Below are 22,147 nucleotides of genomic sequence, written 5' to 3'. Positions count from 1 at the left end.
TTTTTCGCCCTTCTCGTTTGTGAGAAGGGCTTAATTTATGGTAAAATAGTTTTATGAATAAAAGAATGAATGAGTTGGTCGCCTTGCTCAATCGCTATGCGACTGAGTACTATACCAGCGATAATCCCTCGGTTTCAGACAATGAGTATGATCGCCTTTACCGAGAGTTGGTCGAGTTAGAAACTGCCTATCCAGATCAAGTGCTAGCAGACAGTCCTACCCATCGTGTTGGTGGCAAGGTTTTAGATGGTTTTGAAAAATACAGTCATCAGTATCCTCTTTATAGTTTGCAGGATGCTTTTTCACGTGAGGAACTTGAAGCTTTTGATGCGCGTGTTCGTAAGGAAGTGGCTCATCCGACCTATATTTGTGAGCTGAAAATCGATGGCTTGTCTATCTCGCTTACTTATGAAAAGGGGATTTTAGTTGTTGGTGCAACACGCGGAGACGGTTCTGTTGGGGAGAATATCACGGAAAACCTCAAGCGTGTTAAGGACATTCCTTTGACCTTGCCAGAAGAACTAGATATCACAGTTCGTGGGGAATGTTACATGCCACGCGCTTCTTTTGACCAGGTTAACCAAGCTCGCCAAGAAAATGGAGAGCCTGAATTTGCCAATCCTCGTAATGCGGCAGCAGGAACCTTACGACAGTTGGATACGGCAGTAGTAGCCAAGCGTAATCTTGCTACCTTCCTCTATCAAGAAGCTAGTCCTTCAACTCGTGATAGCCAAGAAAAGGTTTTGAAGCACCTAGAACAACTAGGTTTTGTGGTCAATCCTAAGCGAATCTTGGCTGAAAATATAGATGAAATCTGGGATTTTATTCAAGAAGTAGGACAAGAACGGGAAAATCTGCCTTATGATATCGATGGAGTGGTAATCAAGGTCAATGACCTAGCAGGTCAAGAAGAACTCGGTTTTACCGTTAAGGCTCCAAAGTGGGCAGTAGCCTACAAGTTTCCTGCAGAAGAAAAAGAAGCCCAACTACTCTCAGTTGACTGGACAGTAGGTCGTACTGGAGTTGTCACGCCAACTGCAAATCTCACACCAGTACAACTAGCTGGTACAACTGTTAGCCGTGCAACTCTGCACAATGTGGATTATATTGCTGAAAAAGATATCCGCAAAGACGACACGGTTATCGTCTATAAGGCTGGGGACATCATCCCTGCTGTTTTACGTGTAGTAGAGTCCAAACGGGTTTCTGAAGAAAAACTAGATATCCCTACAAACTGTCCAAGTTGTAACTCTGACTTGTTGCACTTTGAAGATGAAGTGGCCCTTCGTTGTATCAATCCGCGTTGTCCTGCCCAAATCATGGAAGGCTTGATTCACTTTGCTTCTCGTGATGCTATGAATATTACAGGCCTTGGTCCATCAGTAGTTGAAAAACTCTTTGCTGCTAATTTAGTCAAGGATGTGGCGGATATTTATCGTTTGAAAGAAGAAGATTTCCTCCTTTTAGAGGGGATTAAGGAAAAGTCCGCTGCTAAACTGTATCAGGCCATTCAAGCATCAAAGGAAAACTCAGCTGAGAAACTCTTGTTTGGTTTGGGAATTCGTCATGTCGGAAGCAAGGCCAGTCAGTTGTTACTTCAACATTTTCATTCAATCGAAAATCTGGCTCAGGCAGATCCAGAGGAAGTGGCTAGTATTGAGAGTCTGGGTGGTGTGATTGCCAAGAGTCTTCAGACTTACTTTGCTACAGAAGGCTCTGAAATTCTCCTCAGAGAATTGAGAGAAGCTGGGGTCAATTTGAACTATAAAGGTCAGACTGTAGTGGTAGATGCAGCCTTGTCAGGCTTGACCGTTGTATTGACTGGAAAATTGGAGCGACTCAAGCGCTCAGAAGCTAAAAGTAAACTCGAAAGTCTGGGTGCCAAAGTGACAGGCAGTGTTTCTAAAAAGACAGACCTCGTTGTTGCAGGAGCAGATGCTGGAAGTAAACTTCAAAAAGCACAAGAACTTGGTATTGAGGTTCGAGATGAAGCTTGGCTAGAAAGTTTATAAAGAATAGTAGAAGGCTAGGTGTTAGATAGTCTGAAACTGTCTTTCCTAAAGTGTTTTGACATGGATTGAGTCTATCTTGAGTAAGAAATTAAATCGCTGAATCTATCAGCACCACATAAAAAATTAAATTAAAATTAGAAATTAGGAAAAGAAATGTTTAATTACCCTGTAGTCATCCATTTTCATCGAAAAAACGGGGATTATGCAGCCTGTTCATTTAGTAGAAAACAGGCGGACAATGTTGAAAAATTGTATTATGAAAATAACTTTTTTGGAGCAAAGTTCTCCTTCACAGTTACAAGTCAAGAAAAGTTAGAAAACCTGAAGTTTTCTGTCGAGATTGATGGGACAGTTAAGGAATATTCCGTGCGTTATAACTACTATCCGCTTCTGACAGAAGTTTGGATTTTAGAGGGCGACGAGACTGTTTATTATTCTGAAAACCCAGCCATTGCTAGTCCTTACTACAAAGATCAAAATCCATTTGCTTTTGATAGAGCAATACATAGCGCTAGTTTTGATCACCACTGGGGCTACCAAGGAGAACTAGGTTACAGTCTTTCAGATTATCAGACTAGCTTTAAACTTTGGGCTCCTACGGCTACTGCTGTACAGGTGGTTGTCTACGAAAATACCAGCAACGACGCTCCGATTTGGAAAACCTTTAATCTAGAGCGTGGTAATAGCTATTCATACAGTCATAAGTACAATACCATTGGTGTTTGGAGTCTAGACTTAGATGAAAATCTTGCTGGCAAGGCTTATCAGTATCAGATTGACTTTCCTCACCACCAGACTGTGACGAGAGATCCTTACACGATTGCCACAAGTCCTGACGGCAAACGTTCCGTAATTCTTTCTCATCAAGACAGACAAGTAGAAGGATTTGTGGTCAAACATGGAACAGAAGCGCCTTGGCGTTTGGAAAATCCATGTAAAGCAGTTATCTGTGAAATGCATATCCGAGATTTAACCAAATCTCCGACCTCTGGAGTTGCAGAGCATCTCCGTGGAACCTTCCTTGGTGCTGCCCAGACTGGAACTGTAAACCAATTCGGACAAGCAACCGCCTTTGACTATATCAAAGAACTTGGCTGCAACTATGTTCAACTCCAGCCTATCTTTGATCGCCATAAGGAATACGATGAGGATGGAAATGTAACCTATAACTGGGGTTATGACCCTCAAAACTACAATGCACCAGAACCAAGTTTTTCTAGTAATCCAGATGATCCAGGGCAGGTCATTCGTGATTTGAAGACCATGGTTCAAGCCTATCACGATGCGGGGATTGGTGTCATTATGGACGTGGTTTATAATCACACCTTTTCAACGGTTGATGCACCTTTCCAAACAACTGTCCCTGATTACTACTATCGTATGAATCCAGACGGTACCTTCCAGAATGGAACAGGTGTTGGAAATGAAACAGCCAGTGAACACGAAATGTTCCGCAAGTACATGATTGATTCTCTTCTATACTGGGTACAGGAATACAATATTGACGGCTTCCGTTTTGACTTGATGGGTATTCATGATGTCAAAACCATGCAAGCGATTCGTTGGGCGCTAGATGAGGTTGATCCCCGTATTATCACTTATGGAGAAGGCTGGGATATGGGAACAGGTCTTGCAACTTATGATAAGGCCAAGAAGGATAATGCCTACCAAATGCCAAATATCGGATTCTTCAATGATAATCAGCGTGATGCGGTCAAAGGAGGAGAAGTTTATGGTGCAATCAAGTCAGGATTTGTAAGTGGTGCAGCCACTGAACCAATCATTGCCAAGGCCATTCTTGGTAGCCGAGAATTGGGTTCTTATCTCAGTCCAAACCAGGTTCTCAACTATGTTGAAGCCCATGACAATTACAATCTTCATGATTTGTTGGCGACTCTTCATCCTGATCAAAGTTCAGACCAGATTATGCGCAAGGTTGAGACAGCGACAGCAATGAACCTTCTCATGCAAGGAATGTCCTTTATGGAAATTGGCCAAGAATTTGGTCGAACCAAATTAATTCCGACGGGTGAACATGGACAACTCACTTCGGCAGACCGAGAACGTGCTATGAATAGTTACAACGCTCCTGACAGTGTTAACCAAATAAACTGGGATTTAATCAATGAAAGACAAGAAAGCATTGACTTTGTCCGTCAAATTATTCGACTGAAAACACAGACTAGCGCCTTTTCTTATCCTACATACGAAGAAGTTTACCGTCATGTCTTTGTTCACACAGCTGCAGAAAATAGCGGATGGATTGTTTACGAGATTCACGGGGGGCCAGAACATCTATTGGTAGTATTCAATGCCAAGGGAACTTCCTTATACTTTGAAAATGCAGGAAATCTAGAAATGCTTGTGACCAATAGTCGTTCGAAACAAGAAAATGTCATTGATGATACTAGTGTCGCAGTGCTAAAAGTACTCTCTTAAATGCATAAACTAAAAAGGGTTAGATTGTCTAATCCTTTTTATCATTTATAAGTTTTCAATGAAGATTAGAATCAAGTTTCAAATAGTTTGAAAAACCAAGCTTGTGAAAATAATCTCAAAAAAATTGCAAAAAGGGTTGTAATTTTCTGAAAATTTGGTAAAATATATCTTAATCATTTTCAGGAGGACGAGAATTTGACAAGATATCAGAATTTAGTAAATGGAAAATGGAAATCAGCTGAAAAAGAAATTACGATTTATTCACCAATAAACCAAGAAGAATTAGGGACTGTTCCAGCTATGACTCAGGCAGAAGTAGATGAGGCTATGAAAGCTGCGCGTGCAGCCCTGCCAGCTTGGCGAGCTTTATCAGCAGTTGAACGTGCGGCTTATTTGCACAAAACAGCAGCTATTTTAGAACGTGATAAGGAAGAAATTGGTACTATACTTGCCAAAGAAGTGGCAAAGGGAATTAAAGCAGCTATTGGAGAAGTGGTGCGTACCGCAGACTTGATTCGCTATGCTGCTGAGGAAGGTCTCCGTATCACTGGACAAGCAATGGAAGGTGGCGGTTTTGAAGCAGCAAGTAAAAATAAATTGGCCGTTGTTCGTCGCGAGCCAGTTGGTGTCGTGCTGGCTATCGCTCCCTTTAATTATCCAGTTAATTTATCTGCTTCTAAAATTGCACCTGCCTTGATTGCAGGGAATGTAGTCATGTTTAAGCCACCAACACAAGGTTCTATTTCTGGGCTCTTGTTGGCTAAAGCGTTTGAAGAAGCAGGGATTCCGGCTGGTGTTTTCAATACCATTACGGGTCGTGGTTCAGAAATTGGGGATTATATCATTGAACACAAAGAAGTCAACTTCATCAACTTTACAGGTTCAACTCCTATCGGAGAACGTATTGGTCGTTTAGCTGGTATGCGTCCAATCATGTTGGAGCTTGGTGGGAAAGATGCAGCCTTAGTACTAGAAGATGCAGATTTGGAACATGCTGCCAAGCAAATTGTTGCGGGTGCCTTTAGCTATTCAGGTCAACGTTGCACAGCCATTAAACGTGTTATTGTTATCGAAAGTGTAGCAGATACACTAGCTGCTTTGCTTCAAGCAGAGGTTACTAAATTAACAGTTGGCGATCCATTCGACAATGCTGATATCACACCAGTTATCGACAATGCTTCAGCAGACTTTATTTGGGGCTTGATTGATGATGCACAAGAAAAAGGTGCTCAGGCTCTTACACCAATCAAACGCGAAGGCAATCTTCTATGGCCAGTGCTTTTTGACCAAGTTACAAAAGATATGAAAGTGGCATGGGAAGAGCCATTTGGTCCTGTTTTACCAATTATCCGTGTGGCTAGTGTAGAGGAAGCCATTGCCTTTGCCAACGAATCTGAATTCGGCCTTCAATCCTCAGTCTTTACAAATGATTTCAAAAAAGCATTTGAAATTGCTGAAAAACTTGAAGTGGGTACAGTTCATATAAATAATAAAACCCAGCGTGGTCCAGATAATTTCCCATTCCTTGGTGTCAAAGGTTCTGGCGCTGGAGTGCAAGGAATTAAATATAGTATTGAAGCGATGACAAATGTCAAATCCATTGTTTTTGATGTGAAATGAAATGTAAAATCAGGAAATTCGTTTCTTGCTTTATTTTTTTACTTAAAATCATATTTTTGTTAGCAAAATGACGAACTTTATGATAGTATTATTAAAAAAAATCTGTTTTCAAGGTGTTTCTGAAAAATTCTTGATTTACAAGTGAACACATCAGTGAATTTGTTGAAGACTTTCAAAAGAATTTTTTGCAAATTCCGTAATTTACTTGAATCTTCCCTAAAAAGGTAGTATAATAAATCTATAGAAAACGCTTACAGAAATAGGAGGGTGTATGGATAAGAAAAAAGCTTTAGAAACCTTTATGACAGGTGAAAATTTTCACCTCCAGCATTATCTGGGAGCGCATAGGGAAGAAAAAAATGGAGAGTATGGCTATACTTTTCGTGTGTGGGCACCCAATGCTCAGGCTGTACATTTGGTAGGAGATTTTACCAATTGGGTTGAAAATCAAATTCCAATGGAACGAAATGAATTTGGAGTCTGGGAAGTCTTTACCAGTCTTGCTCACGAAGGCCAAATTTATAAGTATCATATCACACGTGTAAATGGCCATCAGCTTATGAAGATTGACCCTTTGGCTGTACGGTATGAGGCACGACCTGGTACTGGGGCTATTTTAACAGAAGTTCCAGAGAAAAAATGGAAAGATGGACTTTGGCTAGCCCGTAGAAAGCGCTTGAGCTTTGAAGAGCGTCCTGTCAATATTTACGAGGCTCATGCTGGCTCTTGGAAGAGAAATCCTGATGGTAGCCCTTTTAGTTTTGCTCAATTGAAAGATGAACTCATTCCTTACTTGGTTGAGATGAACTACACTCACATTGAGTTTATGCCCTTGATGTCTCACCCTCTCGGTTTGAGTTGGGGTTATCAGCTTATGGGTTACTTTGCTTTAGAGCATGCCTATGGTCGCCCTGAAGAGTTTCAAGATTTTGTTGAGGAATGTCATTTAAACAATATTGGGGTTATTGTGGACTGGGTACCTGGTCACTTTACTATTAATGATGATGCCTTGGCCTATTATGATGGCACACCGACTTTTGAATATCAAGACCATAATAAGGCCCATAACTACGGTTGGGGAGCACTCAATTTTGACCTTGGAAAGAATGAAGTCCAGTCCTTCTTGATTTCTAGCATTAAGCATTGGATTGATTTTTATCATTTAGATGGTATTCGCGTGGATGCAGTGAGCAATATGCTCTATCTTGATTATGATAATGCTCCATGGACACCAAATAAAGACGGAGGCAATCTCAACTACGAAGGCTATTATTTCTTAAAACGTTTGAATGATGTCATTAAACAAGCTCATCCAGACGTGATGATGATAGCTGAGGAAAGTTCATCAGCTACTCAGATTACTGACACCAAGGATTCAGATGGTCTAGGCTTTGACTACAAATGGAATATGGGTTGGATGAATGATATCCTCCGATTCTACGAAGAAGACCCAATTTACCGTAAGTATGACTTTAATTTAGTGACTTTCAGCTTTATGTATGTTTTCAAGGAGAATTATCTCCTACCATTCTCGCACGATGAAGTGGTTCATGGCAAGAAGAGTATGATGCACAAGATGTGGGGAGATCGCTATAATCAATTCGCAGGCTTGCGCAATCTCTACACTTACCAAATTTGTCACCCAGGTAAAAAATTGCTCTTCATGGGTAGTGAATATGGGCAATTCCTAGAATGGAAATCTGAAGAACAGTTGGAATGGTCAAACTTAGAAGATCCAATGAATGCTAAGATGAAGTATTTCACTTCTCAGCTAAATCAGTTTTACAAAGACCACCGCTGTCTGTGGGAAATTGATACCAGCTATGATGGTATTGAAATCATCGATGCGGATAATCGAGACCAGAGTGTTCTTTCCTTCATCCGTAAGGGGAAGAAGGACGATATGCTAGTCTGCGTCTTTAACATGGCACCTGTGGAACGAAAAGATTTTACAATCGGACTTCCTGTTGCAGGGATTTACGAAGAAGTCTGGAATACTGAGTTAGAAGAGTGGGGAGGCGTTTGGAAAGAACATAATCAAACTGTTCAAACGCAAGAAGGACTATGGAAAGATTATGAGCAGACCTTGACCTTTACCCTACCGGCTATGGGAGCAAGTGTTTGGAAAATCAAACGTCGATTGAAACCTACTAAAACCGTCACAAGTAAAAACCAAAAAGGAGTAGAAAATGAAGAATGAAATGTTAGCTTTGATTCTTGCTGGTGGGCAAGGAACTCGTCTCGGTAAACTCACTCAAAGCATTGCAAAACCAGCTGTGCAATTTGGTGGGCGCTACCGTATCATTGACTTTGCTCTTTCAAACTGTGCCAACTCAGGCATCAACAATGTTGGAGTCATTACACAGTACCAACCACTTGCTCTCAACAACCATATTGGAAACGGTTCAAGCTGGGGACTAGACGGTATCAATTCTGGTGTCTCGATTCTTCAACCTTATTCTGCAAGTGAAGGAAATCGTTGGTTTGAGGGGACTAGCCACGCTATTTACCAAAATATTGATTATATTGACAGTGTCAACCCTGAGTATGTCTTGATTCTGTCTGGGGACCACATCTACAAAATGGACTATGATGATATGCTCCAGTCACACAAGGATAATAATGCCAGCTTGACAGTAGCGGTTTTAGACGTCCCTCTTAAAGAAGCTAGTCGTTTTGGTATCATGAATACAGATGCTAACAATCGTATCGTTGAATTTGAAGAAAAACCAGCTCAACCTAAATCTACCAAGGCTTCTATGGGTATTTACATCTTTGATTGGCAACGTCTCCGCAATATGCTTGTTGCTGCTGAAAAGAGCAATGTCGATATGTCAGACTTCGGTAAGAATGTCATTCCAAATTACCTTGAGTCAGGTGAAAGTGTCTATGCCTATGAATCTAACGGTTACTGGAAAGATGTTGGTACGATTGAGTCACTTTGGGAAGCCAACATGGAGTACATTTCTCCAGAAAATGCCTTGGATAGCCGTAACCGTCAATGGAAGATTTACTCTCGAAACTTGATTTCACCGCCAAACTTCCTTGGTGCAAATGCACATGTTGAAGATTCTTTGGTTGTCGATGGCTGTTTTGTCGATGGAACTGTTAAACATTCTATCCTCTCAACAGGAGCGCAAGTTCGCGAAGGGGCAGAAGTAGTAGATTCAGTTATCATGAGTGGTGCAATTGTTGGTCAGGGAGCTAAAATCAAACGTGCCATTATTGGTGAAGGTGCAGTTATTTCTGATGGTGTCGAAATTGATGGAACAGAAGAAGTACAAGTTGTAGGATATGATGAAGTAGTGGGGGTAGCAACAGATGAAGATTGATAAATATTCTGCCATTTTAGGAAACACAGTTGGTTTTCATGATATGTCAACACTGACAGACCACCGTCCAGTAGCTAGTTTGCCATTTGGTGGTAAATATCGCTTGATTGACTTCCCGCTTTCAAGTCTTGCTAATGCTGGTGTCCGTAGTATTTTTGGTATTTTCCAACAAGACAATATCAGTTCAGTCTTTGACCATATCCGTTCAGGGCGTGAGTGGGGATTGTCAACTCTTCTTAGCCACTACTATCTAGGTATTTACAATACCCGTGTGGAAAGTAGTACAGTTGGAAAAGAATACTACCAACAGCTTCTTACTTATTTGAAACGTTCTGGCTCAAACCAAACAGTGTCACTTAACTGTGATGTTTTAATTAATATTGATTTGAACCAAGTTTTCCATCTACATAGTACAACAAAAGGGCCAATCACTGTAGTTTATAAAAAACTACCTAAAAAAGATATTTCAGAAGTAAATGCAATCTTGGAAGTGGATGAAACAGACCATGTTCGTTCTCATAAACTCTTTGATAACAAGTCAACAGATGAAGTTTACAATATGTCCACAGATATCTTTGTCGTTGATACCCCTTGGTTGATTGAACGCTTGGAAGAAGAAGCTAAGAAAGAACATCCAGAGAAATTACGCTATGTTTTACGTGATTTGGCTGCAAAAGAAGGGGCTTTTGCCTACGAGTACACAGGTTATCTGGCAAATATTCATTCTGTAGAGTCTTATTACCAAGCTAACAAAGATATGCTTGAGTCACACAAATTCTACTCACTCTTTACTCCAAACCAAAAGATTTATACAAAGGTCAAAAACGAAGAGCCAACTTATTATGCTAATACATCTAAGGTAAGCACTTCTCAGTTTGCTTCTGGTAGTATTATTGAAGGTCAAGTGGCTAATTCTGTTTTATCACGTAATATTCATGTCCATAAGGATAGCTTGGTTAAAGATAGCATCTTATTCCCTCGTGTTGTTATTGGAGAAGGTGCTCAGGTAGAATATGCTATCTTGGACAAGGGTGTTGAAGTTTCGGATGGAGTTGTGATCCGTGGAACTGCAGAACATCCAGTCGTCGTTAAGAAAGGTGCTAAAGTAACAGAGGATATTCATTCATGAAAATTTTATTTGTAGCAGCTGAGGGTGCACCCTTTTCAAAAACAGGTGGTTTGGGAGACGTCATTGGTGCTCTTCCCAAATCACTGGTAAAAGCGGGACATGAAGTTGCAGTAATTCTCCCCTACTATGATATGGTAGAGGCTAAATTTGGAAATCAGATTGAAGATGTTCTTCAATTTGAGGTGAGTGTTGGTTGGCGCAGACAGTATTGTGGAATTAAGAAAACAGTATTAAATGGTGTAACCTTCTACTTTATTGACAATCAATATTATTTCTTCCGTGGTCATGTTTACGGCGATTTTGATGACGGAGAACGCTTTGCTTTCTTCCAACTAGCTGCCATTGAGGCTATGGAAAGGATTGACTTTATTCCTGATCTTCTCCATGTTCATGACTACCATACAGCTATGATTCCTTTCTTGTTGAAGGAAAAATACCGTTGGATTCAAGCCTATGAGGACATTAAAACAGTTTTAACCATTCATAATTTAGAATTCCAAGGACAATTTTCAGAAGGAATGTTATGGGATTTGTTTGGAGTCGGCTTTGAACGTTACGCTGATGGCACCCTTCGCTGGAACAACTGTCTGAACTGGATGAAGGCTGGTATTCTTTATGCTGACCGTGTTTCAACCGTTTCACCTAGTTATGCTCATGAAATTATGACCAGTCAGTTCGGATGTAACTTGGAACAGATTCTTCGAATGGAGTCCGGTAAAGTTTCTGGTATCGTGAATGGAATTGATGCTGACCTCTATAATCCTCAGACGGATGCCCTATTAGATTATCATTTTAATCAGGAAGATTTGTCTGGAAAAGCACAAAATAAGGCGAAATTACAAGAGAGAGTTGGCTTGACAGTTAGATCTGACGTTCCTCTGGTGGGAATTGTTTCTCGTTTGACACGTCAAAAAGGTTTTGATGTGGTGGTGGAGAGTCTGCACCATATCTTGCAAAATGATGTTCAGATTGTTCTTTTAGGAACTGGTGATCCAGCCTTTGAAGGAGCTTTCTCATGGTTTGCTCAGATTTACCCAGACAAGTTATCAGCAAATATTACTTTTGATGTCAAACTTGCTCAAGAAATCTATGCTGCTTGTGACCTCTTCCTCATGCCGAGTCGTTTCGAACCGTGTGGCTTGTCTCAAATGATGGCTATGCGTTACGGAACCTTGCCATTGGTCCATGAAGTTGGAGGCTTGCGAGATACAGTTCGCGCTTTCAATCCAATCGAAGGAAGCGGTACTGGCTTTAGCTTTGACAATCTATCTCCTTATTGGTTAAATTGGACTTTCCAAACAGCTTTGGACTTGTATAGAAATCATCCAGACATTTGGAGAAATCTACAAAAACAAGCTATGGAGTGTGATTTCTCATGGGATACAGCCTGCAGGTCATACCTTGACTTGTACCATAGTTTAGTTAATTAATAGATAAAATCGTATGATGACTTCATACGATTTTTGGGCTGTTTAGAGAGGAGAACTGATGTCTCAAGTAAAAGGCTTGTGTGTCATGGATGTTGACGGCACCTTAATCCTAGAAGAAGTGATTGACCTTTTGGGTAGAGAGGCAGGTCGTGAGGAAGAAATTTCGCAGATTACAAGTCGGGCAATGAGAGGAGAGTTAGACTTTGAAAGCAGTTTAAGAAAAAGAGTGTCCTTGTTGGAAGGTCTTCCTGTTTCGGTCTTTGATACAGTCTTCAACTCTATTCATCTATCTCCAAATGCCCAGGAATTCATCTCTATTCTCCAAAAGAATGGCATCCTAGTTGGTCTGGTGTCTGGTGGCTTTACACCAATAGTTGAGAGACTAGCAAAATCTCTAGGAATTGCCTATTTTTCTGCCAACCAACTTGAAGTCAAAGACGGTCTTCTAACAGGAAAATTAGTTGGACAAATTATCAGTCCCGAGGTTAAAAAAGAGACTCTGGAACAATGGAGAGAGAAACTAAAACTTCCTAAAGAAAGAACGATTGCAATCGGTGATGGGGCCAATGACATATTAATGTTGAAGTCAGCAGGACTGGGAATTGCTTTTTGTGCTAAAGAAGTGCTCAAAAAAGAAATACCACATCATGTTGACAAGAGGGATTTTTTAGAAGTTCTACCTTTGATTGACTTTTTAGAAAGAGGGAAAATATGAAGATTGTAATTGCACCAGATTCATTTAAGGAAAGCTTGTCCGCTCAACAGGTAGCTGAAGCAATAAAAAGAGGATTCCAACAATCGATAGCAGATGTAGAATGTGTCCTCTGCCCTGTTGGTGATGGTGGCGAAGGTACAGTAGATTCCATTCGACATTCTCTTGACCTAGAAGAAAAATGGATCCAAGTGACAGGCCCTTTTGGCCAAAAAGAAGCCATGCGCTATTTTCAAAAAAGGGAACTGGCACTCTTTGAAGTTGCCGACTTGGTTGGCCTTGGAAAGATTCCGCTAGAGAAACGAAATCCACTTAAAATCCAAACTTGTGGTATTGGAGAGTTGATTCGTCATCTCATTGCTCAAGGGATTAAAGATATCTATATTGGCGTTGGTGGAACGGCCAGTAATGACGGAGGACTGGGGATTGCTGCTGGTTTGGGTTATCGATTTTATGATAGGGATAGAAATATCTTGCCCTCTTGCGGTCAGTCCTTATTAAAATTAGCTTCTATATCAACAGAAAATCGCTATGAAATTCCTGAAGATGTTCAAATTCGTATTTTAGCAGATGTCGTGAGTCCCTTATGTGGTCATCAAGGTGCGACCTACATTTTTGGCAAACAAAAAGGCGTACTTCCTACTATGTTTGAGGCCGTAGATCAAGCGATCCAAGATTTTTATGAAAAAGTCTCCCCTGCAACATTAGAAATTAAAGGAGCAGGAGCTGGTGGAGGCCTTGCTGGAGGTTTGTGTTCCTTTGCTCAGGCAAGTATCGTATCTGGAATTGATACCTGCTTGAACTTAATTAACTTTGATAAGAAAGTTTCACATGCTGACTTGGTTGTTGTAGGAGAAGGAAGGCTAGATAGTCAAAGCTTATCAGGTAAAGCGCCTATTGGTGTTGCAAAAAGAACCCCTGTCGGAGTTCCTGTCATTGCTATTTGTGGTAGTCTTGCTGACGATTTACCTCCTTTACCATTTGAGAATATCCAAGCGGCTTTTTCTATTTTGGAGAAAAGTGAACCTTTAGAAGATAGTCTGAAAAATGCCAGTTTGTATTTGGAGCACACGGCTGCCAATATTGGGCGTTTATTAAGTATGCACAATATTTAGCCAAACCATTTCTTCCAGATGGATGTTTTGGCTGGTTCTTCCTTTTTAACTTCCCAAAGTTTTGCAAAAGCAAGTCGAAGGTTCTTTTCTTCTACTTGAACTGGTGCATTGCTATGGATAATCAGGCCAAAAGGAGAAGAAGTATGCTCTTCAGATACTATAGTTGCTTGACTATTCGTTTGTTTTGCTTCTTTTAAGTAGAAAACTTGCTTATCAAATTCGATATTTGGCGAAATCTTCACAAATAGTGGCTCTGCTTTTTCCTGAAGGTTTTCTAAAATAGATAAAAAGCCTTTTTCTAGCTGAGGGCTATTTGCCGTGTCAATATCTGCATATCCAAGAACTCTTTCCTCAAAAGTACCAAGATAGCGTCTTTGCTCATCCGGATTTATTTTTGGCCCACCATGAGCTTTTTCAAGTAATTGTTTTGATAAATTTGTCATGAAAATAGTATATCATAAAAGTTAGAATAAAACAGACAAAAGAAAGCGATTACTTTATAAAGTTAAGGAAAATTTGCACAAAGATAACGTTTTTTCTTGAAAAAGGAGGGTATTTAAGGTATTATAGAGGTGTAAAAAATTTAACTCATAAGGAGAGTAAAAAATGTCAATTATTACTGATGTTTACGCTCGCGAAGTCCTAGACTCACGCGGTAACCCAACACTTGAAGTAGAAGTTTACACTGAATCAGGTGCTTTCGGACGTGGTATGGTTCCATCAGGAGCTTCTACTGGTGAACACGAAGCAGTTGAACTTCGCGACGGTGACAAATCTCGTTACGGTGGTCTTGGTACACAAAAAGCTGTTGACAACGTAAACAACATCATTGCTGAAGCTATTATCGGCTACGATGTACGTGATCAACAAGCTATCGACCGTGCTATGATCGCTCTTGACGGTACTCCTAACAAAGGTAAATTGGGTGCGAACGCAATCCTTGGTGTGTCTATCGCTGTAGCTCGTGCTGCTGCTGACTACCTTGAAATCCCGCTTTACAGCTACCTTGGTGGATTCAACACTAAAGTGCTTCCAACTCCAATGATGAACATCATCAACGGTGGTTCTCACTCTGACGCTCCAATCGCTTTCCAAGAGTTCATGATCTTGCCAGTTGGTGCGCCAACATTTAAAGAAGCTCTTCGTTACGGTGCTGAAATCTTCCACGCTCTTAAGAAAATCCTTAAATCACGTGGTTTGGAAACTGCTGTAGGTGACGAAGGTGGATTCGCTCCTCGTTTCGAAGGAACTGAAGACGGTGTTGAAACTATCCTTGCTGCGATCGAAGCTGCTGGATACGTTCCAGGTAAAGACGTATTTATCGGATTTGACTGTGCTTCATCAGAATTCTACGATAAAGAACGTAAAGTTTACGACTATACTAAATTTGAAGGTGAAGGCGCTGCTGTTCGTACATCTGCAGAACAAATCGATTACCTTGAAGAATTGGTTAACAAATACCCAATCATCACTATCGAAGATGGTATGGATGAAAACGACTGGGATGGTTGGAAAGCTCTTACTGAACGTCTTGGTAAGAAAGTACAACTTGTTGGTGACGACTTCTTCGTAACAAACACTGACTACCTTGCACGTGGTATCCAAGAAGGTGCTGCTAACTCAATCCTTATCAAAGTTAACCAAATCGGTACTCTTACTGAAACTTTTGAAGCTATCGAAATGGCTAAAGAAGCTGGTTACACTGCCGTTGTATCACACCGTTCAGGTGAAACTGAAGATTCAACAATCGCTGACATCGCAGTTGCAACTAACGCAGGACAAATCAAGACTGGTTCACTTTCACGTACAGACCGTATCGCTAAATACAACCAATTACTTCGTATCGAAGACCAACTTGGTGAAGTAGCTGAATACCGTGGATTGAAATCATTCTACAACTTGAAAAAATAAAATAGTTCAGTGAACGATTTTATTCCGAACCTTGAAATTTAAAAGTTCGGCCGTTGTTTAACAACGTTTGAAGCCCCTCGGATTTTATCCGAAGGGCTTTTTTTCTGTTCAGGGGGCAAAAAAGGGGCAGTGTTTATGGTATAATAGACAAAAATACGTGAGTTAGAAAGAAATTATGTCTAAAGAAATTGATATTGAGTATTACCATCAGCTAGCCTTGCAAAAGCAGAAGGAGCACCGTAAAGTTTTAGCCAATTTAAAGAAAAAAACACCTAAGAATTTGGATAAAATAGCCCAGCAGATTCACCAAGAAGTTTTTGCTGAGATTGATTGTACTGCTTGTGCTAACTGTTGTAAGACATTGGGGCCTGACTTTAAAGAAGCGGATATTACACGAATCGCCAAGTATTTTAAGATGAAATTACCAGCTTTTGAAGCGGAGTTTCTGCAGGTAGATGAAGATGGGGATAAGGTTTTCAAATCCATGCCCTGCCCATTTTTAGGAGGAGATAACCTCTGTTCTATTTATGACGTTCGTCCAAAGGCCTGTCGTGAATTTCCCCATACAGACCGTAAAAAAATCCATCAAATCAACCATTTGACAATTAAGAATACCTTGACCTGCCCAGCAGCCTATCTCTTTGTTGAGAAATTAAAGGATAAGTTATAGAAATTTGTGACTTTAAATCTTGTACATGGATTACAAGATAAAAAATTCTCATAATGACTAGCAATATGAAAGACAAACTATAAGAAAAGTCAATAGTTTTATCTAAAATACTTCTTGTTTCAAATAGGAGTACCTCCAGATATAGTATTTCAAGTCCACTTAGGCTTTGGCAGTAACTAACTGCACTAAATATAATATAAGGAGATAAAAATATGGATTACAAAACAATGAGAAATCAGATTGAAGATATGGTAAATGATAATCATAAGGATTTTGTAAAGGCGATTATAAGCATGGAAAAAGGTATCAACGATGAAAGTGCTTTGGATAAGCTCTATGATGCTTTTATGGACAATGACACCGTTAATTCACTACATGAGGAATTTGATTATATGATTGAGGATTTAAGGGAACAGGGACAGATAAAAGACATGCCTTATGTTCAGGAAGAAAAGAATAACCTTATAAATATTGTAGGAAATATCGTTGGAGAAGTCGATGTAGTTGAAAGAGAAAATAAGAACGGTGAAGCCTTTAAGGTAGCAAATTTCTCCGTTGTATCCAAAGATGATGAGGGAAATAAGGTATATCATAATTGCTCCGCTTATGGAGAAAAGAGTGATATTCCGAAGGACTTTAAGCAGGGGGATTTTGTTAAGCTCTTTGGACAAATCATAACTTCCATTGATGATAACGGTAAGGAGCATAGCAACGTCAGGATACTTTCTTCAAAACTGTTAAAGTCAAAGGAACAAATGAAAGAACAAGAAGAAAGAATCTGTACTTGGAGCGATTAAGAAATATAAGGCTAAAGAAAAAGCAAAACTTATTGAGAAGAAAGAATCTTTAAAGAAAACTGAGAGATAGAATATGTCGGTGTGATCTTCGGACTGTACCGATTATTTTTTTGTAAAATTAGTTCGAGAAAAAAGAATATAATACTACTAAAAGTTCTATTATTGTGCTATAATAGAAACGATATGATGTTAAGATGGATAAGACTGGAGGATATTCATGTCAAAATTAAGCTATAAAAAATTATTTAAGAAATTAATAGATATAGAAATGAAAAATATTGAGCTTATGGAAAAAGCCAAAGTAAGTAAAAGTACATTCTACAAAATAAAAAATGGCGAAAATGTCACTACTGATGTATTGCTAAGGATATGCAATGTCTTAGAGTGTGATATTTCGGAAATTGTCGAATGCGTGGAGGAATAATATGAATTTAGAAATGAAAAAGCAGAAGTTAAATAGACTTGTGAATGTTTTTTCTGAAAATTTGCCATACTATAAAAATCAAAAAAATAATTTTAATGAGCAGATGACTAGGCAACAATATATAGATGTTTTTTTAAGGTTATTGGGTTGGGATATTTCTAATCCCGATGGATTATCATTTAAGGAACGAGAAGTTGTAGCAGAAGAATATTCTACAGTCAACAGTAAAGATAGACCAGACTATACAATTAGAATGAATGGAATGAGCAAATTCTATGTCGAAGCAAAAAAAGTTAGTGTTGATATCATTTTAGAAGAAGCTCCAGCTTTACAAGCTAGAAGATACGGATGGAATGCTGGACATGATATTTCGTTACTTACAAATTTTGAATATTTAGCAATATATTTAACTTATGAAATGCCCAGAGAATCTGATGCTGCTAGTAAGTATAGATATAAACTTTATCATTATTCTGAGTATGAAGAAAAATTTGAAGAAATATATAGCTTACTCTCAAGAGAGAGTCTTTTTAACGGGACATTTAATAAATGGATAGAGTCTGTACGACCAGAAGATGCAACTAAAATGTCTTTAGATAAAGTTTTTCTAGATCAGTTGAATGGTTGGCGAGTTTTGATTGCAAATGATTTATTAAGTTCTGGATGCAATATAAATTCATATGGGAATGTTAATGAATGTATACAGACATTTTTGAATCAATTAGTGTTTTTGAGATTTGCAGAAGATAATAGATTTGAAAATCATTATAGCTTAAAAAATGAAATATTAAGTCATAGAAGCTATAAAGATTATTTCAAAACATTAGATAAAAAATATAATTCGGAATTATTTAGAAACTCTAGTATAATCACAGATCTGAGCGAAAATGTTTTGAGTAGTATAGTAGAGAATTTATATTTTCCTAATGTGTCTTATGATTTTTCTGTAATTGATTTATCGATTTTAAGCAAAATATATGAAAATTTTTTGCAACAGGAAATTGTAATTAATGATGGAATAGCGACATTAGAGAAAACAAAAAGTGCAAAAATTAAATCTGTAATATCTACACCTGATGAAATAGCGGTATCAATGGTGAAACAGGCTTTATCTGATAAAATTATTGGAAAATCGGTTGAAGAAATACTGGAATTAAGAATAATTGATATCGCTGTTGGATCTGGGATTTTTTTGATTGAGATTTATAATTTTCTGGAAAGACATTTAGTAGATTTATATGCGGATAAAAATAGCGAATTTATTGATGAAAAAGTGGTGCCGTTTGCTGTTAAACGATCGTTGATAGAAAAGGTGTTATTAGGATTTGATATAAATAATCAAGCAGTTCAACTTACACGTTTCTCTCTATTATTAAGATTATTATCCAATGAAGATAGGGAACGAATAGAGGATATTTCACCAATATTGCCCTCACTTACTAAAACAATTGTATGTGCGAATTCGCTAGTCAGTGATGCTGATATAGATATAGTATCTGTAAATAAAGATGATTTGTATGAGATTATGCCCATGAGAAGTGAAGATGAAAGGCAGATGCAGTTTGATATTATTATTGGTAATCCTCCATATTTGAAGAAAGAAGATATTATTAATTCAACTCCAAAAGAAGAGATATCAGCATATGAAGTGAAATATGAAAGTGCATATAAACAGTATGATAAATATTTTTTGTTCATCGAGAGAATAGTAAACCTATTGAATGAAGATGGACAAGGTGTACTTATAGTTCCAAACAAATTTTTTAATGTTGCATCTGCATTGAAATTAAGAGATTTTCTTTTAAAGGAGAAGTGTATATCTAAAATTTTTGATTTTGGAAGTAAACAATTGTTTAAAGGTGTTATTAACTATGTGTGTGTTTTAAAATTAGAAAAAAATTATGGAAATTCTTTTGAATATACGAAAGTTTCATCGCCAGAAGATATTTATAACAACAAAAAAGGATTAATTTTTGATGTTTCAAAATTAGATATTTCACATTGGTTTTTAACAGATGATAGTACAATTCTTAATAAGTATGAATATGCAAAAGAAAAATTTCCTTGTATTGAGGAAGAAATAATACCTACTAACGGTATACAAACTAGCAAAAATGATGTTTATAAAATACCCAAAAATACGATAGTTTCAAATGAAAATGGTGTAGTCACATTTATAAAAGATGGACAGGAATTTAAAGCAGAGATAGAACTATTGAGAGAATATTATTTGCCAAGTAAAAGTGATGGGGAAAATAAGTCATACCAAAATCTAAAATCAACAAACTATGTGATTTTCCCATATATTAATGGAAAAATCATACATGAAAAAGAGATGAAAGAAAATTATCCAAATACATGGAGATATCTGCACTATTTTAAAGATAAATTATTTCCTAAAAGTTTAGGAGGTAAGCGAGATGTAAGAGGAAATGAAGGTGATTTTGAATGGTATCAGTATGGTCGCTCTCAAGCCTTACGAGAAGTTGATAAAGAAAAAATAATTGTTGGAGTGCTTTCTAAAGAGCCAAACTTTAATATAGATAGGAATAATATTGCATATTCATCAGGAGGTACAGCAGGTTATATAGGATTGTATTTGAAAGAGAATTCGAAATACAACTTGGAATATATTCAAGCTTGGCTTAGTCACTGGTTTACAGATGAAATTTTTAAAACTATTGGCAGTGATTTTGAAGGAGGTTTTTACACTCACGGAACAAATATGTACAAGGATATACCGCTTCTACCAATTGATTTTGAAAATGAATATGAATATAAAGCTTTTGATAGAATTACTGAATTGGTAAAGAGTATTAATACTACAAACGAAGATATAGAAAATGAGACTGATTCAAGGAAAAAAGAACTTAATTTAAGAATTAAAGAAAATATAATATCAAAAATAAATACTCAAATAGACGAATTAATAGAATTAAAGGTGCAAGAAAATAATGAATGTTAAAAGTAAGCAAACAGAAGAAAAATTAAACGGCGTTTTCTATACACCTTTTGAAATTGTTAATTTCCTTACAAGCTGGATTACGGATAAACAACAAATTTTTAATGTATTAGAACCATCCGCGGGAGATGGTAGATTTGTAAAACAGATAGTTGAACTTGCTGATAAAGCAAATGTTATAGCGGTTGAAATCGATCCTTTGGAATGTGAAAAAATTAAAGCTATTGATAATACAAAGGTTATAAATGATGATTTTTATAATTTTTACGAAGAGATAAAAGATATAGGAATCAAATATGATGCTGTAATAGGAAATCCTCCGTATATTAGATATCAATTTTTATCAGAAGAACAGAGAAATTATCAAAGTGATATATTAAAACGCAATGGCATGAAACCTAATAAATTGATAAATTCATGGGTTGCTTTTACAGTAGCAAGCATTGAATTATTAAGTTTGGGTGGGAAATTTGCATTTGTTCTGCCAACGGATCTTTTGCAAGTGTCTTATGCTAAGGAGCTTAGAAAGTTTATTTTCAAGGAACTAAAAGAAGTAACTATTATTTGTTTTGATAACATTGTGTTTTCTGGAATACAACAGGATGTTGTACTTATTTTTGGAATAAAAAGAGATATGGAAAGTAAAAAAACATTAATAAGGAATATTAGTGTAAAAGATATGTCTCAATTATCTAATAAAATCTATTCTATTCCATTTGAATATTATGATTTTGACAATAGTGACAAATGGAGAAAATTTTTGTTAAGAAAAAACTTTATGAAATTCTATGAAGATAAATTTATTAATGAGACTACCTCAATCAAAGATATTAGTACCATTGAAGTAGGTATTACTACTGGAAATAATAAAGTCTTTGTTGTGAATAATGAGACGGTTAATAAGTATAGCCTAGATGATTATAAAGTTCCTTTGGTAGGGAGAAGTTTAGATGTCGTTGGATTGTTTTATACAGAAAATGATATTTCGAATAATAGTTTAAATGGTAGAAAAGTTTGGCTATTAGATTTCAATAATAAGAAATTAAATAGAGGTGCCCAAAAATATATAAAGGAAGTAGAAAGTAGAGACGAACATAAAGGATATAAATTAGGTTTAAGGGATAAATGGTACGAAGTTCCATCTATATGGACTCCAGATGCATTTTTACTTAGAAGGATGGGGAATTTTCCGAAGATAGTCAAAAATGAAATTAAAGCTACGAGTACAGATACTTTTCACAGAATCAGATTTAATGAAGGAATTGATGTTGCAAAAGCATTGGTATTATTTTATTCATCAGTATCACTTCTATCTTTTGAACTAGAAGGAAGAGTTTTTGGTGGGGGAGCTTTAGAAATACTGCCAGGTGATTTAAAAAATATTAGATTACCTAAAATTAATAATGGTTTAGATTATATTGAAATCTCAAAAAAAATAGATGAAAAACTTAGAGAAAATCATGAGTTCACAGAAATTGTAAAATGGGTGGATAATTTAATTCAACCATTATCAGGGTTCGATAAATCTGAAATTAATGAAATATATGATGTATGGAATAGTCTAAGGAGGAATAGAGTGGAGTGATATATTTTA

15 protein-coding genes and 1 pseudogene are annotated in these 22,147 nt (G+C 37.5%); 15 read left to right on the top strand and 1 reads right to left on the bottom strand.

The annotated features are described in order from the left end of the window. Positions 1-53: 53 nt before the first annotated feature. From ligA to M594_RS05755, 9 genes are all read left to right on the top strand, one after another. A complete protein-coding gene (gene ligA, locus M594_RS05795; protein ID WP_173876218.1) occupies positions 54-2,012 on the top strand; it encodes an NAD-dependent DNA ligase LigA in 1,959 nt (652 codons plus the stop codon). Positions 2,013-2,165: 153 nt separating this feature from the next. After that, positions 2,166-4,451 (top strand): type I pullulanase, encoded by a 2,286-nt coding sequence (pulA, locus tag M594_RS05790; protein WP_125393290.1) that lies wholly within the window; start codon positions 2,166-2,168, stop codon positions 4,449-4,451. A 195-nt stretch (positions 4,452-4,646) separates the two neighbouring features. Further along, on the top strand, positions 4,647-6,071 hold the full coding sequence (locus M594_RS05785; protein ID WP_000199367.1) for an NADP-dependent glyceraldehyde-3-phosphate dehydrogenase: 1,425 nt from the start codon (positions 4,647-4,649) through the stop codon (positions 6,069-6,071). 271 nt (positions 6,072-6,342) lie between these two features. Continuing rightward, complete coding sequence (glgB, locus tag M594_RS05780) at positions 6,343-8,271, top strand: 1,4-alpha-glucan branching protein GlgB (RefSeq protein ID WP_173876217.1); 1,929 nt, start codon at positions 6,343-6,345, stop codon at positions 8,269-8,271. Beyond that, positions 8,261-9,403, top strand: coding sequence for a glucose-1-phosphate adenylyltransferase (locus M594_RS05775; protein WP_173876216.1), 1,143 nt, complete (start codon positions 8,261-8,263; stop codon positions 9,401-9,403). Before glgB ends, M594_RS05775 begins: the two co-directional genes overlap by 11 nt. Then, entirely contained in the window at positions 9,393-10,532 is a 1,140-nt protein-coding gene (gene glgD / locus M594_RS05770; protein WP_084926522.1) for a glucose-1-phosphate adenylyltransferase subunit GlgD, read from the top strand. The genes M594_RS05775 and glgD overlap by 11 nt, the downstream gene beginning before the upstream one ends. After that, the gene (gene glgA / locus M594_RS05765; RefSeq protein ID WP_173876215.1) at positions 10,529-11,962 is read left to right on the top strand and encodes a glycogen synthase GlgA; all 1,434 of its coding nucleotides are present in this window, start codon (positions 10,529-10,531) and stop codon (positions 11,960-11,962) included. Before glgD ends, glgA begins: the two co-directional genes overlap by 4 nt. A 58-nt stretch (positions 11,963-12,020) precedes the next feature. Then, complete coding sequence (serB, locus tag M594_RS05760; RefSeq protein ID WP_173876214.1) at positions 12,021-12,677, top strand: phosphoserine phosphatase SerB; 657 nt, start codon at positions 12,021-12,023, stop codon at positions 12,675-12,677. Next, entirely contained in the window at positions 12,674-13,789 is a 1,116-nt protein-coding gene (locus M594_RS05755) for a glycerate kinase (RefSeq protein WP_173876213.1), read from the top strand. Before serB ends, M594_RS05755 begins: the two co-directional genes overlap by 4 nt. Here the strand turns inward: M594_RS05755 and M594_RS05750 are convergent. After that, positions 13,786-14,232: a DUF1694 domain-containing protein gene (locus M594_RS05750; protein WP_173876212.1), complete on the bottom strand. Its 447-nt coding sequence runs from the start codon at positions 14,230-14,232 to the stop codon at positions 13,786-13,788. The genes M594_RS05755 and M594_RS05750 overlap by 4 nt on opposite strands. A gap of 163 nt (positions 14,233-14,395) precedes the next feature. Here M594_RS05750 and eno point away from each other — a divergent pair, with 163 nt between their 5' ends. The 6 genes and pseudogenes from eno (at position 14,396) to M594_RS05720 (ending at position 22,138) form a co-directional block, all read left to right on the top strand. Continuing rightward, complete coding sequence (gene eno / locus M594_RS05745; RefSeq protein WP_000022813.1) at positions 14,396-15,700, top strand: surface-displayed alpha-enolase; 1,305 nt, start codon at positions 14,396-14,398, stop codon at positions 15,698-15,700. Positions 15,701-15,875: 175 nt separating this feature from the next. After that, the gene (locus tag M594_RS05740) at positions 15,876-16,370 is read left to right on the top strand and encodes a YkgJ family cysteine cluster protein (RefSeq protein ID WP_173876211.1); all 495 of its coding nucleotides are present in this window, start codon (positions 15,876-15,878) and stop codon (positions 16,368-16,370) included. A gap of 212 nt (positions 16,371-16,582) precedes the next feature. Continuing rightward, positions 16,583-17,237 (top strand): annotated as a pseudogene (locus tag M594_RS05735) (DNA-binding protein). A gap of 147 nt (positions 17,238-17,384) precedes the next feature. Next, entirely contained in the window at positions 17,385-17,591 is a 207-nt protein-coding gene (locus M594_RS05730; protein WP_173876210.1) for a helix-turn-helix domain-containing protein, read from the top strand. 1 nt (position 17,592) lies between these two features. After that, positions 17,593-20,556 carry an Eco57I restriction-modification methylase domain-containing protein gene (locus tag M594_RS05725; protein WP_173876209.1) on the top strand — a complete coding sequence of 988 codons (2,964 nt, stop codon included), beginning with the start codon at positions 17,593-17,595 and terminating at the stop codon, positions 20,554-20,556. Continuing rightward, a complete protein-coding gene (locus M594_RS05720) occupies positions 20,546-22,138 on the top strand; it encodes an Eco57I restriction-modification methylase domain-containing protein (protein WP_173876208.1) in 1,593 nt (530 codons plus the stop codon). Before M594_RS05725 ends, M594_RS05720 begins: the two co-directional genes overlap by 11 nt. Positions 22,139-22,147 lie beyond the last annotated feature (9 nt).

Origin of the sequence: Streptococcus mitis (assembly GCF_013305725.1) — a bacterium.
GTDB classification, from domain to species: Bacteria; Bacillota; Bacilli; order Lactobacillales; family Streptococcaceae; genus Streptococcus; species Streptococcus mitis_BO.
This window is presented reverse-complemented; position numbering and strand designations above follow the sequence as displayed.

Excerpts from the sequence above, each read along its gene's own strand:
- M594_RS05740 (WP_173876211.1), top strand. The coding sequence starts at position 15,876 with ATGTCTAAAGAAATTGATATTGAGTATTACCATCAGCTAGCCTTGCAA.
- eno (WP_000022813.1), top strand. The coding sequence starts at position 14,396 with ATGTCAATTATTACTGATGTTTACGCTCGCGAAGTCCTAGACTCACGC.
- M594_RS05775 (WP_173876216.1), top strand. The coding sequence starts at position 8,261 with ATGAAGAATGAAATGTTAGCTTTGATTCTTGCTGGTGGGCAAGGAACT.
- ligA (WP_173876218.1), top strand. The coding sequence starts at position 54 with ATGAATAAAAGAATGAATGAGTTGGTCGCCTTGCTCAATCGCTATGCG.
- M594_RS05730 (WP_173876210.1), top strand. The coding sequence starts at position 17,385 with ATGTCAAAATTAAGCTATAAAAAATTATTTAAGAAATTAATAGATATA.
- serB (WP_173876214.1), top strand. The coding sequence starts at position 12,021 with ATGTCTCAAGTAAAAGGCTTGTGTGTCATGGATGTTGACGGCACCTTA.
- M594_RS05725 (WP_173876209.1), top strand. The coding sequence starts at position 17,593 with ATGAATTTAGAAATGAAAAAGCAGAAGTTAAATAGACTTGTGAATGTT.
- M594_RS05720 (WP_173876208.1), top strand. The coding sequence starts at position 20,546 with ATGAATGTTAAAAGTAAGCAAACAGAAGAAAAATTAAACGGCGTTTTC.
- glgB (WP_173876217.1), top strand. The coding sequence starts at position 6,343 with ATGGATAAGAAAAAAGCTTTAGAAACCTTTATGACAGGTGAAAATTTT.
- glgD (WP_084926522.1), top strand. The coding sequence starts at position 9,393 with ATGAAGATTGATAAATATTCTGCCATTTTAGGAAACACAGTTGGTTTT.
- glgA (WP_173876215.1), top strand. The coding sequence starts at position 10,529 with ATGAAAATTTTATTTGTAGCAGCTGAGGGTGCACCCTTTTCAAAAACA.
- pulA (WP_125393290.1), top strand. The coding sequence starts at position 2,166 with ATGTTTAATTACCCTGTAGTCATCCATTTTCATCGAAAAAACGGGGAT.
- M594_RS05750 (WP_173876212.1), bottom strand. The coding sequence starts at position 14,232 with ATGACAAATTTATCAAAACAATTACTTGAAAAAGCTCATGGTGGGCCA.
- M594_RS05755 (WP_173876213.1), top strand. The coding sequence starts at position 12,674 with ATGAAGATTGTAATTGCACCAGATTCATTTAAGGAAAGCTTGTCCGCT.